This is a genomic window from Streptomyces sp. NPDC107528, assembly GCF_055639295.1.
In genome coordinates, this window is the sequence record NZ_JBVKAV010000010.1 from 101,149 (window position 1) to 113,786 (window position 12,638).

The following is a 12,638-nucleotide window of genomic DNA, read 5'->3' on the forward strand; positions in this document are numbered from 1 at the left end:
GCTGCGGGGCCGCTAACTCCCGCACGCGCGGCCGTCGACCCTGACATCGGAGACCCAGGCGGCGCCGTAGGCCTGTCCGCGCAGCACAACCCCGATGGTGAACGTCGCACCCGCAGGCTGCGTGCGCTCGTACGACGGGGCGGTCACCGTCACGACGTCGCCCGCTTGCGTGGACTGCCCGTACCAGGTCTCGACGGACACGTTGTCCGGGACGCGGAACGTCACCTTCCAGCCCTCCCCCAGCGCCGGTCCGGTCGTGACGACGAGGTCGCCCCGGACGCCGTCGGGCCAGGAGTCCTGCGGGGTGAAGGCCGCCCGGCAGACCGGGGCACCTGACTGCTCGTCGTCGGGCAACTGTCCGCTCTTCGACACACTCGGGTCCGGCGACGGTTCGTCCTCTGCGGACGATTCCGACGGCACGGGTGTGCTGGAGGGACCGTGAGTGTCCTCGTCTCCGGGAGCTGTTGAGCCGCCCGGCTGCGGGCTGCCGGACGGGGTGGCGAAGACAGGGGGGAGGATCTCGCCGGGCCCCGCCGGCGCCGCCGGGCCGTTCTGCGAGGCGGACTCGTCGCGCAGGAACAGCGGCGTGAGCGCGAGCAGCACCAGGGCGGCTCCGGCCGCCCACAGGCGCCTGGTGCGCAGGACGCCCGCGGAACGGGCCGGGAAGGAGCCGGGACCGGGCGGCCGCCCGATCAGTCCCACGGGCTCCTGGGCGAGCTGTCTGCGCCGTCTGGCGACGTACACGGTGCCGTGCCAGCGAAGAGCGGCACCGGCCACGATCTGCGGCAGCAAAGGGCTTTGGACATTCAGGCACTGGAAGGCGTCGTCGCAGCCGGGGCACTGGTCCAGATGCCCCAGCAGATCCGGCGGGGTGGGACCGGAGCCCTGCCGCGCCGTCGCCTCCAGCAGCCCGGCATAGGAACGGCAGACCGGGTTTTGCACCTGGAGCGTGTGGGCCAGCCGGGCGCGTTCACGGAACTCGGCCGTCACCCGCAGGATGTCCTCGGCGGCCCCGGGGGCCGGCCGGTCGAGTCGCCGCGCGACGACCTCGTCGGACAGCCCCTCGACCCGGGCCCACCAGAACAACTCGCTGTCGGGGGCGTCCATCGCGCGCAGGGCGCGCACCGCCAACGGCAGTTCCGGGGCGTCGCCGCCGCCCTGCCGGCCGGCCTTGCCCGTCTGCGCCCACTCGACGAGTGCGGGCGCCAGCACCGGACGCCCGGCCGGGGTGCGCGCCCACTCAACGGCCGTGTCCAGTACGGCGTTCAGCACGACCGGGACGGTGGGCAGCCCTTCAGTGTTTCCTGCGTACGGGGCACTGGCGAGGCGTTCCTCGGCCTGCTCGGCCAACCGCTCGGCGGCGGCCGTGTCCCGCGTGCACAGCTGCGCGTAGACGAGAACGGGGCCTGGCTCGTCCTCCCACAGCCGACGGCCGATGTCCGGGGCCGGGCCCGCCGTGTCGATGACCGAACGGCGGGCCGACGGGTACCGGGCGAACGGCTTGGACACGGTTTCCCCTCCCCCTGCTCGATCGTGACGCGAGGCGTGCGAGCCGGCCTCCTCCCGGAGCCGGATCCTGCCCCCTCGCACGCGTCGACGAGCCTGGCACGGGGCATCCGCTGATTCAAGATCTGTTCGGCGGGGCCAATTCCCTTGCAATTGGGGAGGGAATGGCGTCCGTCCGCCTGCCGGAACGGGGTTCCGCCCATCTGGCCGGGCCAAGCAACTCGCCGTCCTGGGCACGCGACTGGCCCGGTACTGCTTACCCATGGGTAGGAACCAGCCTGCTTCACAGGAGAATGCTCATCTCTGGTGAGCGATCGCGCGCTTCGCTCAACTCCCCGCGCACCTCCGCTGTTTCGGCCGGATCGCCGACAGGAGAGAGCGGTTTCCCCTGGATGAGGTCTTTCCCGTTGCCTGGAATTCATCATTCCCTTCACCCGAAGAAACGGTTTATCTGTAGAGCCGCACCCGCGAGGGCCAGATGTTTTCGGCCCACGTCCGGCGACCTCGGCTTTTCACGGGCTGGGGTCGGAAGCCTGCGGGCGGGGACGGGGTGCCGGGCCGGGGACGTCGGCCGCCCGCGGGGACGCGGGAGTGACCGAGGGACGGAGAGCCGAGACCGGGGGGACTCGGACCCTCCCGGTCCCTGCCCATGAAGCTGCAGGTCAGAGCGTTTCCAGGGTCGCAAGAAGGGACCGAAGGGACTCAACCTCCCCCTTATCAGCGGAGAATACACACGCAGTATGAATAGATGACTTATATGTACGCGTACGCGAGCGCACACATGAGAACCAACCCTAGAAACGCATGGAGCGCTGATAACTAGGGATCTCAGTCCCTTCAGACCCTGTTTCGGCATCGAAAACCGCGCTGACCGGCAAAAACACCTCAGGGACCGAACGTACTCCGCCCCCTTGGGCTTCAGACCCTGCCGGGGGAACATCTCGTCCCCATGGGAACAGACGATCGGATTACTGTGCTTCTGTGGCGTCGGGAGTTTTAACGGCGGGTGGACCCGGGTGGGGCCTGCCCGGCTATCGGGCAGGAGGGACTCAAGGGACCGGAGTACTGATAGAACGTGATGCGGAGCCCAGCGCTTCCACTCATCTCCGCTCACAACTCCTGCGAGAAGAACAGTCCCTACCGTCCAGGACGACCACGTGCCTTCGACTGCGAACGACTTCCCCGTGACACTGGTGAATGCGGCGCGCTGGTGCGCCGCGCACGGACCATCGGTCCGTCCACCGGTGCCCGGGCTCGCGACGCCCGCGGCGGGCGGCGGCATGAGCAGAACGGGCCGTCCCCGCCCGCTGGCCTGTCTGTGCCCGGCTCAGGGGAGCGCGTGAGCGCCGGCCGCAGCGTGCGCTTCGACGCGGTGGTGGCAGCACAGCAGATGCTCGACTTCGAAGCCCTGGAAAGCGTCATGCCGGGGCCTGCGGCGCCCGTTGAGGGCCCCGACGCCGCCCCGGCCCCGGCAGCGCGTGCGGACGGCCTTCACGGGGCTCTTCCCGAGTCTCTGACGGACCGGGGCAACGCCAAGCTCTTCATCGAGCGGTTCAGCCGCCAGTTCCGCCATGTGGACGGCCTGGGCTGGTTCTCCTGGGACGGGTACCGCTGGCAGCGCACCGGCGGAGAGAAGGCCGCTCTGTGGGCCGCGGGCGAGATGGCCGAGGCCATGCCCGACAGCGACCCCCAAGGGCGCTTCACCGAGCGCGAGTTGTCCGTGCACCGCAGGCGGACCCTGTCGACGGCCGGCATGAAGGCGTTGCTGGCCCAGGCAAAGGCGTCACCGAGGCTGTCCGTCGAGCCCGACAGCCTTGACGGCGATCCGTACGCCTTGTGCACCCCGTCGGGTGTCATCGACCTGCACACGGGACTGCTGCACCCTCCCGACCCGGAGCGCGGCTGCCACTCGCGCGCCACCAGCGTCTCCGCGCAGGCCATGCCGATACCGCGGTGGCAGCGTTTCCTCGAGGACACCTTCGGGGACGACGACGAGGGCCGGGAGATGATCGACTTCCTGCATCTCATGCTCGGTTACTCCATCACCGGCGATGTCGGCGCCCAGGTGCTGCCGTTCCTGCACGGCGAGGGGAAGAACGGCAAGTCGGTGCTGCTGGACGTGATGATCCAGATCCTGGGCGACTACGCGGACGCCGCTCCCCCGGGGTTCCTGATGGACCGTGGATCGTTCTCCGAGCACTCCACCGAGCTGACGGAACTGCACGGGCGGCGCCTGGTGGTGTGCAGCGAGCTGAAGCCCAACGACAAGTTCGACGAGGCCCGGGTGCGGCTGCTGACAGGCGGCGACAAGATCAAGGCCCGCCGGATGCGGCAGGACTTCTTCTCCTTCACGCCGACCCACCATCTGTGGCTGCTGGGCAACCACCGTCCCGAAGTCTCCACCGGGGGCTTCGCGTTCTGGCGCCGGATCCGGCTGATCCCCTTCGAACGCGTCGTGCCCGACAAACGCAAGATCGACAATCTCGCCTTCGAACTCGTCCGGGACGAGGGCCCCGGAATCCTGCAGTGGCTGGTGCAGGGGGCGAAGAAGTACCTCACCACCCGGGACCCGCTCACCGGACCGGACCGCGTGCGCATCGCCACCCACGCCTACGCCACGACCGAGGACCACATCGGGCGCTTCCTCGCCGAGTGCTGCACGCGGGACGCGGAGCCCAGCGCCGAACTCCGGGTCGAGCAGGGCCTGCTGTACGCCGCCTACAGTGCGTGGTGCCAGGCCGGGGAGGGTATCCGTCCCGCCAGCACGCGGACGTTCGCGCTCCGCGTCCGGCAGGAGGTGGGGCTCAGCAGCCCGGCCGAGATGATCAAATCCAACGGCAGGAAGTACTATCCCGGCATCGGACTGGTGGTGGACTAGGTGTCGCGAAATGATCGGGCGCGCTGCCCGGAACGGGCGAAACGCTTCGCGGCCCGTGAGGGCGGCTCATACGATGGCAGCAGGCCGGACACCGAAGTCGGCACCGGACGTCGTGCTCCGGCCGCAGCCGGCACGGCCCGCCTCGGATGGTCGAGCTCGGCGGGCCGGAGGATGGAACAGGCGGCCGGCCGTTCCCCGGCGGACCGGAACGAGGAGGAATCGAGGTCATGAGTTCGCTACTGAGCGACAGCGATCTCACCTACGAGGCCCAGGTGGTGTGGCTGGAGAACGTGGGCAGCCTCGATTACGTGCGCCAGGCCCTCGACAAGACACCGCGCCGCCGTAACAAGCCACGGTACGCGCGCGACGGGCGCATGGTCGGATACACGGAGCTCGACGACTCGGCCCCGGCCGATCCCGACAGCGGGCTGTACCGGCGGCGCGTGTTCTTCCTGCTGCCGCACGACCGTGACAACCAGCCCGACGGGATCTACCGGAAGGGGGCCCCGGGCGAGGCGGTCGACCCGCGGACCATCCGCCCGCGCAAGGTCGGCGAGAAGACGCCTCGCTCCCAGCGCGGGCCCGCCGCCATGACGGGCTGACGAGCTCTGGGTCGAGGGGCTGCGAAGCTACCCTCCCCCGGCTCGTCCGTGCCATACCGGCCATCCGGGGGCATCCGGCCTGTTCGGGCCGCCGGGCCGCCGGGCGGTCGGGCGGTCGGTGCGGCAGCCGCCCGGGGGCACGAGCGGTTACGCGACGGGGGGCAGCTGCACCAAGGCCACTCCCCCGGCATTGCGCGGCCCGGGGCGGCCACCGGATGCCGGGGCGGCTGCCGCGCCGTGTGTCACAGGGGCAGTGTTATCCCGAGCTTGCGCATGGCGGAGGAGGGCGGGCCGCCCTCGGAGCGTTCCGTCTTGTAGCCCTTCACTCGGGCCTGGAGCGTCCGCGGGTCCACCGCCTCGGCGGGCGCGCTCTTGGCGTACAGGCCTTCCGGTTCGCTGTCCCGGTCATGGGGCAGCAGCCAGAAGACGCGCCGGCGGAAGGTGCCGGAGGCACGGGAGGCCTTGGCCGTGGGTCCCAGGAGGGCGTAGCCGACCATGCGGCCGTCACGGTGGTAGGCGGGCTTGCCCTTGCGCGTGGGCAGACGGTCCAGACTCTGCCGGACGTAGTCGAGGTTCTCGACGTCCTCCAGCCAAAAGAGCGAGGTCTCGTGGCTGATCTCGTCCTCGGTGATCAGGGAGCTCATGCGCCTGCGTCCTCCTGGTCGGTGAGCAGTCCGATACCCGGGTAGTGCTTACGCTGGTTGGACAGGACCATCTCCTTGGGCGAGGCGATTCCTACGAGTTCCCGAGTGCGGGCGGCGAATGCCCTCGAGGACATCAGTGGTGCCCCTTCATTCTGGCACCAGGTCTTGTACGCGGCGTAGAGGGCCGTCTGCTCGGCCCTCAGATCCGGCCCGAGGACACAGGCCTCGTCGTAGAAACGGCCGGTGTGGTCCTCGGTCTCGGCGTAGGCGGTCGTGGCGATGCTGACGCGCTCGGGGCCGGTGAGGTCGCGGTCGCCGGCGAGGTAACGGCGGGCGCCGTCGATGAGCCAGCCCAGGATGCCCGGCCCTTCCTCGGTGACCAGGATGTCGGCCAGGTTGTCGATCTTCCGGTGGTCGGGCACGACGTGCTCGAAGGGGATCAGCCTCATGCGGCGCCAGAACGCGAAGCCGCCGGTGCCGACTTCGGGACGGTGGTTGCCCAGCAGCCAGAGCTTGTGGGTCGGGGTGAAGGAGAAGAAGTCCTGGCGCATCCGGCGGGCCTTGATGCGGTCGCCGCCGGTCAGCAGCTTCACGCGGGCCTCGTCGAACTTGTCGCCGGGCTTGACCTCCGAGCAGACGATGACGCGGCGGCCGTGCAGTTCGGCCAGATCCGTCGGGTGTCCCTCGTAGGGGCGGGCCATCAGGAACCCGGGCGGGGCCGCGTCCGCGTAGTCGCCCAGGAGCTTCATCAGAACGTCGAGCAGGACCGACTTGCCGTTCTTGCCGGAGCCGAACAGGAAGGGCAAGATCTGCGCACCCACGTCGCCGGTGAGGGAGTACCCGAGGAGCAGTTGGAGATAGTCGATCATCTCGCTGTCCTCGGCGGCCTCGCCGAAGGTGTCGGTGAGGAACCGTGCCCAGCGGGGCGTGGGGCCGTGTTGCGGGCCCACCGTGGTGGACCGGGAGTGGAAGTCCTTGTTCGGGTCGGGGTTCTGCACCAGCCCGGTGCGCAGGTCGACGATGCCGTCGGGCGTGCACAGGGCGTAGGGGTCGGCGTCCAGGCGGGCGGCGTTCAAAACCATGCCGGGGGCGGACTTGGCCTGGGCGAGCATGGCGTTGATGCCGGTGGTGGACAGGGCCCGGCGGCGGTGCTGTTGCAGGGCGGTCGTCGTGAAGGCGCCGCGCGGATCGTGGGCGGCGATGCTTTCGGCGAGATCGCCCGCCGCCCACAGGACGGTGTCGTCCTCGTCGATCTGCCAGCGGGTGGTGTCCCAGCGGTACCAGCCGATGCCGGGCACGTGCCGGTAGTCGTTGGCGTACAGCTTCACGAACAGCTTGGCGTTGCCGCGGTCGGTCAGGGTGTCCGGCAGCAGCCCGTCGGCCGTCGCAGCGGCCGACGGGGCACGGTCGCTGCCGTCCCGCGCCGGGCGCGGGACGGTGGTCGCGCCCTGAGCACGGATCTGAGCGGCGACGGCTTCGGGGTTGAACTCGAAGAGCGCTTCCGGCTTGGGTGACGTCACGAACGCCTCCCTCCTCCGTGCAGGGGCTTTTCCTGGCCTGCGGTCAGACCGCTGCGGATGATCTGCTCGATGCGTCGCGTCTGCCCCGGGCGGGCCGCCACTGCGGCTTCTCGCAGCGCCTGTTCGGCCTCGTCCCGGCCGAGGCGGCCCGCGGCGACCAGTCCGCCGAGTGTGAAGGCGGCACGGTTGAGGGCGTCGGAGAACCCGGCCCCCTCGGCGACCTGACCGCAGGCCTCCACGGGGGCCAGCACGGCAGCGAGGACGTACTGGACACGGTCCCTGCCGCCGCCCGCGGCGAGCACGGCCTGCCGGGCGCGCGGCGGGACCGGCCTCGGGGCGGGGATGTGCGGTGCGGGGAGATGTCCGGTGCGTTCCAGCTCCTGGGCGAGCCAGAGAGGCAGCGGCGCCGGCTGCCGGGGCTGGCCGACGGGTGTGTAGGTGCCGTGCCGGGTGGTGGTGCCGGGAGCGACGATGTAGCTGCCGTGGGCGCGGATGTCGACCTGCCAGGCCAGGGCGCGGCCCCTGCCGGATCCGACGGAGGACTGCCAGCGGCGGCTGTCCCTGGCCCGGTACCAGACATGCAGGCCGCCCGAGGGGGTGCGCACGCGCAGGGTGGTCTCGTCGTCCGCGGGGCTCGGCCTGCCGCGCAGTGCGGCGAGCAGGGCCAGGGTGTGAAAGCCGTTGGCCAGGCCGGTGAGGTCGACGTGGTCGGCGATGGGGATGCCGGGCAGGATGCGGTCGCGGGTGGGCGGTTCGGCATGGTGGGCGTCGATGTCGATGACGACCAGCTCGGCCGGGCCGCAGGAGACGCCGATGCCGTACTCGGGGTGGTTGCCCCACCAGTCGCCGATGCGGTTCTGGTCGAGGGTGGCGGCGTGGAAGCCGTGGCACCAGCGACCAGCGGGGAGGCAGGGGCAGGCGGTGGGCGGATGCGGTTTCGTGCGGCACTCACGACAGTTGGCGGCCGGCGTCTTGAGGCCTGCGGAGAGGGGGTGGACGGGCCATCCCCGGCGGGCACACCAGCGGGCGACCGCCAACGACTGCTCAGCGACTGACGGACGCTCGTCGCGCACCCGTGAGTCGCTGAAAGGAAACCGCAGTTCAGCAGACATGCACACCCCCTGACAGCGACCGAAGCGACTCAACGACGGACACACACTAGCGAACGTGACGCGAGGGAGCGTGGAGCACATGCGGAACGACGTACCTCTGTGTCGATGATGCGACCGGCTGAGGGGGGCACAGCGGCTGAACGGGCGGCGCAGCTACTGAAGGGGCTTCGGTAGCTACTCAATCAGTCGAGGGAAAAGGCCAGTTCAGAGGGGGTGGCCGAGGAAAAACAGCGACTGAAGCGACTGAAGCTCTCTATATATCACGCACACGCGCACACAGGAGTCCTTGATATATGCGGAACTTGAGTCGCTTCAGTCGCTACCTACTCTGGCATAGGGCCTCTGACCTGCGGTTTTATCGCTCTACTGAAGCAGCGACTGAACAGTCGCTGAGTAGCTGGGCTTCAGTCGCTCCAGCTGAGCGGAGGAAAACCGGCAGCGACTGAAGCGACTGAGCCGGGCTCAGCGACTGAAGCGACCGACCAGGGTGCTCGGCACCACCCGCCGGCCGACGAGCCGCTCCCCCGCAGGCTGTTGGCTTCTTTCGGCGTTTCACATTCTGTGAATCGAGGATTCCCGGGGGCAGACTGCTCTCATGGCACGCAGCGGGCGAAGAGCTTCCTTGGCAGCTAAACCACTGGTCAAGCCGCAGATGCGCATTGGCCGGATCGATGCCGTGGCGGCCGCCGCAGAGCTTCGCAGACTGCACGAGAGTGCAGGGGATCCGGCCGTGGAGCGCATGCCCGCGGACGATGAGATCTACGGGGTCCTGCTCCATGCGGAAAAGAACGCCCCTGCCCTGCGCACCCTCTCTCAGGAAGTACAGCGGGCGGCGGCGTTGCACCGTGTGCGGTTGTGGGAGTACGTGCGGGAGCGGGCAGACGTCCATCAGGCTAGAGCGGTGGCTGCCGCACGGGCGGCCGGTGCCGAGTGGCTCCACCTGGCGCCGGCCTTGGCGGTGAGGGCCGCGAGCGCCGCCTACAACAAGGCTCGCCGACTGCACGCCGCACTGCTCACGGACGAGACTCCGCAGACTCCCCCGGTCCGGCGGACACCGGAGGCGGTTCGGGAGGCGGAGCGGCACCGCGCTCAGCGCAAGGCCGCCGAAGAGCGGGAGCAGGCAGAGGCCCGGCAGCGGAATCACTTGCTGATGCCGGTGGCACATCGTCTGCTGGAGCACCGGGAGGGTCTGGCCCCGGATGAGGATGCCGAGTACTGGCTCGACGAGATGACGGAAGTCCTCCCCAGCTGTGTCACCCCCACGCAGATGGTGAGCCTGGAGCGGTATCTGGACGCCGCGTTGCGTGCGCTGGCCCGTTGCGAACAGCGCACGGCTGAGCCCGTGGCGACGACGGAAGACGCCCGCGCCGCACTGGCTGCGGCCAGGCACTGGCAGACGCACTGAGCGGTGTCCGCCTGCACTGAGCAGTGTTCGGCCGCCCTGAGTCCGGTGTGCGTGCGATGTGCTCACTCGCGGTGCGAAGTTGCTTCTGCTGGATGGGGTGACGGTGCTTTGCTGGCAGAGGACTGACACTGCGGCCACTCCCCCGGTTCTGCGTCCCAGGAGTCCCGGAGGGTGATTACGACGTAATCACTTCCGCCAATCGGACATATCACACCTCCGATTGGCGGGACGTCAGCAAAACTAACGTGTCCTGACGTCAAAAGATCTTGAGCGTTAGTATGGTGTCCCCATGAATGCGCCAACCTTCCCCGGCGACCGCGAGAAGGTCGTCTCCAAGCTGCCGACATGGCTTCGGCAGAACCTCAAAGTCAGAGCCGCCCAGCACGGCGTCGAGATCCAGACCGCGGTGGAACAGGGCATCAGCGCTTGGTGTGAACTCGCCTCCGCCACTGCCTCCGTGGACACATCCGGTGCCGACTCCTTTTCCACCTTCCTTCCGGAAGGCCAGTGGGAGCAGTTCCGGGAGATCAGCACCGACCGGAAGGTGTCCCTCATTCAGGGACTCGCCCAGTCCGTGCAGTTGTGGCTCGACACCAACCCGGCCCCGGACGTGGAGCGCCCCGAGATCACCCGCCGCGTCGTCGTCTGCAATCAGAAGGGCGGAGTCGGCAAGACGGCCATCACGGCTGGACTCGGCGAAGCTCTGGCCGAGGACGCCGGCTCCCTCCACCCGGCCAGTGTGTCCAAGGCCCTCACCAAGGCGCTCAAGGCCAGCGAAACGCAGGGCGCCGACGCCGACGTGGACGACATGGCACTTGAGGTCGAGAATCTGCCCGGCCCCGGACAGCGGGTGCTCCTGGTCGACTTCGACCCCCAGTGCCACCTCACCAACCAGCTCGGCGCCGAGCCGCTGCCGATGAACGGCGACAGCCTCACCAACCACATGGCGGGTGACCCCAAGGGCGACCTGCGTGACCTCATCGTCTCCGTCGACGACGAGGCGTTCGACGGTCGGCTGCACCTGCTGCCCGCGTGCAACGACGCCTTCCTGCTGGATGTGCGGCTGTCCGCGGTGCGGGCGCGCGAAGCGGCACTGGAGAGGGCGCTCGCTCCTCTGGAAAGTGATTACGACGTAATCATCGTCGACTGCCCGCCGAGCCTCGGGCTCAGCATGGACGCCGCTGCCTACTACGGCCGTCGCCGCGAGGGAGAGAAGCCCGGCCAGTCGGGTGCGCTCATCGTGGTCCAGGCCGAGGACAGTTCCGCGGACGCCTACGAGCTGCTGACCACCCAGATCGACGATCTGCGCGGCGACCTCCAGGTCGACATCGACTATCTCGGCATCGTCGTCAACCTCTACGACTCCCGCCGCGGATACATCGCGACGTCATCGCTTCAGGGCTGGGTCGACATAAAGGATCCGAAGGTCGTCGGGCTCATCGGGGACCTCAAGGAACAGAAGGAGGCTGTCCGAGTGAAGAAGCCGCTGCTGTCGTATGCGCCCCGCTCCCAGCAGGCCGTCGGCATGCGTGCGCTTGCCAGGGAGGTGCTGTGAGCAAGGCCAGTCAGCTCGGAACCGGGCGGTTCGGTGGTGGGGCCCGGACCGTCAGCGCCCGTCGCCAAGCGGTTGCTGCGGCGACGGGCGTGCCTACGGACGGGGTGGCACCACCGACCGAACTCCCTCCGCATCGCGTCAGCCTGAACCCGGACAACCCTCGCTCGGACCTCGGCGATCTGACGGACCTCGCCGGCAGCTTGCGAACGCACGGGCAGAAGCAGGCCATCACGGTCATGAACCGGGACGCCTACATCAAGGTGAATCCGAAGCGCGAAGGCGATCTGGAACCGGACACGACGTATGTGGTCATCGACGGCAGCAGTCGCCTCGCCGCTGCCCGTGAAGCAGACCTCCCCACCATCAAGGTGATGGTGAGCGACGACCAGGGATCCACATCCGAGGAACTCCTTGAGTCCGCGCTGGTCGCCAACATCCACCGTCAGGACCTCGACGAGCTTGACGAAGCCCGCGCCCTGGAGCGGCTGCTGGCTATCCACGGGAGCCAGCGCGCCCTCGCCAAGCGGTTGCACCGTTCCCAGGGCTGGGTCTCTCAGCGCCTTGCTCTGCGGAATCTGACCCCTGAACTCCAGGCGCGTATCGGAGAGGAGCCGATCGATCTTCTGCGGGCAGTTGGCAACCGGCCCCCGGAGGAGCAGGAAGCGGCGCTGGAAGACCTGAAGGCGCAGCGAGCCGAAGCTCAGGCAGCGAAGGCGGCGCCACGTCCTCGGGTCGGCGTGGACACGCCGCCCGCGGCGCCGAGCACCGGTCCGAGTGATTACGACGTAATCACCGACGGCGCTGTAGGAGAGGACAGCAGCGGCAGCGGTGGGGGAGACCTCGCCGACCGGCGTAGTGATTACGACGTAATCACCACGGGAGGCGACGGAGACACCGGAGGCTCGGACGGTGTTGACGACGGGGGAGTGCCCGCCGGCGACGGGGGTGATTACGACGTAATCACTGAGGGCCCCGGAAGTGGTGTCGTTCTGGGCGGCACGGACAGCGAGCGGGCAGCGGTCCCGACCAGCCTTGGGCAGAACCCTCCGGCCGTGGCGACGGCCTCGGAGTCCGTTCCGGAGCCGCGCAGCGACCGTCGTGCGGAACCTCAGCCCGCTTCTTCGGACACCGTTCCGAAGACCCGCGAGTTGACGAAGATCCCCTACGACGACGGGATCTTCGTGGCGATGCACCTCATCCTGAAGATGAGCGACACCGAGTTCGACAAGATGCTGGTTCTTCTCAATCAGCACCAGCAGAAGAGGGGGAACCCCGCTACCGCTGCTGAGCAGTGACCGGGCCGTGGGAAAGCCCCTGCCGTTGGCAGGGGCCCGCCCTCGGTCCGGTCAGCGACCGAAGCGACCGAAGCGACTGGCTCTCCGGATTGCCTCGGCCGGTCCCTGGCCTTCCAGGGGC

At 69.0% G+C, this 12,638-nt stretch carries 9 protein-coding genes; 5 read left to right on the top strand and 4 right to left on the bottom strand.

Annotated elements, in window-relative coordinates; all coding sequences use genetic code 11:
* Positions 1 to 12: 12 nt before the first annotated feature.
* Entirely contained in the window at positions 13 to 1,509 is a 1,497-nt protein-coding gene (locus ACZ7L5_RS29915) for a cellulose binding domain-containing protein (RefSeq protein WP_471520396.1), read from the bottom strand.
* Between the two features lie 1,387 nt (positions 1,510 to 2,896).
* Here ACZ7L5_RS29915 and ACZ7L5_RS29920 point away from each other — a divergent pair.
* Entirely contained in the window at positions 2,897 to 4,384 is a 1,488-nt protein-coding gene (locus tag ACZ7L5_RS29920) for a DNA primase family protein (protein ID WP_471520884.1), read from the top strand.
* A 227-nt stretch (positions 4,385 to 4,611) separates the two neighbouring features.
* Positions 4,612 to 4,986, top strand: a complete 375-nt coding sequence (locus ACZ7L5_RS29925) for a DUF6009 family protein (protein WP_471520398.1) — start codon at positions 4,612 to 4,614, stop codon at positions 4,984 to 4,986.
* Between the two features lie 242 nt (positions 4,987 to 5,228).
* On the opposite strand, the gene ACZ7L5_RS29930 is transcribed toward ACZ7L5_RS29925, so the two are convergent.
* From ACZ7L5_RS29930 to ACZ7L5_RS29940, 3 genes are read right to left on the bottom strand one after another with little or no spacing between them, the layout of a single operon-like run.
* Positions 5,229 to 5,630 (bottom strand): DUF6009 family protein, encoded by a 402-nt coding sequence (locus ACZ7L5_RS29930; protein ID WP_471520400.1) that lies wholly within the window; start codon positions 5,628 to 5,630, stop codon positions 5,229 to 5,231.
* Positions 5,627 to 7,150, bottom strand: a complete 1,524-nt coding sequence (locus ACZ7L5_RS29935; RefSeq protein ID WP_471520402.1) for a DNA primase family protein — start codon at positions 7,148 to 7,150, stop codon at positions 5,627 to 5,629. The genes ACZ7L5_RS29930 and ACZ7L5_RS29935 overlap by 4 nt, the downstream gene beginning before the upstream one ends.
* Positions 7,147 to 8,262: a bifunctional DNA primase/polymerase gene (locus ACZ7L5_RS29940; protein WP_471520404.1), complete on the bottom strand. Its 1,116-nt coding sequence runs from the start codon at positions 8,260 to 8,262 to the stop codon at positions 7,147 to 7,149. Before ACZ7L5_RS29940 ends, ACZ7L5_RS29935 begins: the two co-directional genes overlap by 4 nt.
* Positions 8,263 to 9,001: 739 nt before the next feature.
* On the opposite strand from ACZ7L5_RS29940, the gene ACZ7L5_RS29945 reads away from it, so the two are divergent.
* From ACZ7L5_RS29945 to ACZ7L5_RS29955, 3 genes are all read left to right on the top strand, one after another.
* Entirely contained in the window at positions 9,002 to 9,667 is a 666-nt protein-coding gene (locus tag ACZ7L5_RS29945; protein ID WP_471520406.1) for a hypothetical protein, read from the top strand.
* A 289-nt stretch (positions 9,668 to 9,956) separates the two neighbouring features.
* Complete coding sequence (locus tag ACZ7L5_RS29950) at positions 9,957 to 11,222, top strand: ParA family protein (RefSeq protein ID WP_471520408.1); 1,266 nt, start codon at positions 9,957 to 9,959, stop codon at positions 11,220 to 11,222.
* Between the two features lie 104 nt (positions 11,223 to 11,326).
* Complete coding sequence (locus ACZ7L5_RS29955) at positions 11,327 to 12,517, top strand: ParB/RepB/Spo0J family partition protein (RefSeq protein WP_471520886.1); 1,191 nt, start codon at positions 11,327 to 11,329, stop codon at positions 12,515 to 12,517.
* The last annotated feature ends 121 nt before the right edge of the window (positions 12,518 to 12,638 follow it).

Coding starts and splice junctions, on each gene's coding strand:
- ACZ7L5_RS29920 (WP_471520884.1), top strand. CDS start 2,897: ATGCTCGACTTCGAAGCCCTGGAAAGCGTCATGCCGGGGCCTGCGGCG.
- ACZ7L5_RS29925 (WP_471520398.1), top strand. CDS start 4,612: ATGAGTTCGCTACTGAGCGACAGCGATCTCACCTACGAGGCCCAGGTG.
- ACZ7L5_RS29930 (WP_471520400.1), bottom strand. CDS start 5,630: ATGAGCTCCCTGATCACCGAGGACGAGATCAGCCACGAGACCTCGCTC.
- ACZ7L5_RS29940 (WP_471520404.1), bottom strand. CDS start 8,262: ATGTCTGCTGAACTGCGGTTTCCTTTCAGCGACTCACGGGTGCGCGAC.
- ACZ7L5_RS29945 (WP_471520406.1), top strand. CDS start 9,002: ATGCCCGCGGACGATGAGATCTACGGGGTCCTGCTCCATGCGGAAAAG.
- ACZ7L5_RS29950 (WP_471520408.1), top strand. CDS start 9,957: ATGAATGCGCCAACCTTCCCCGGCGACCGCGAGAAGGTCGTCTCCAAG.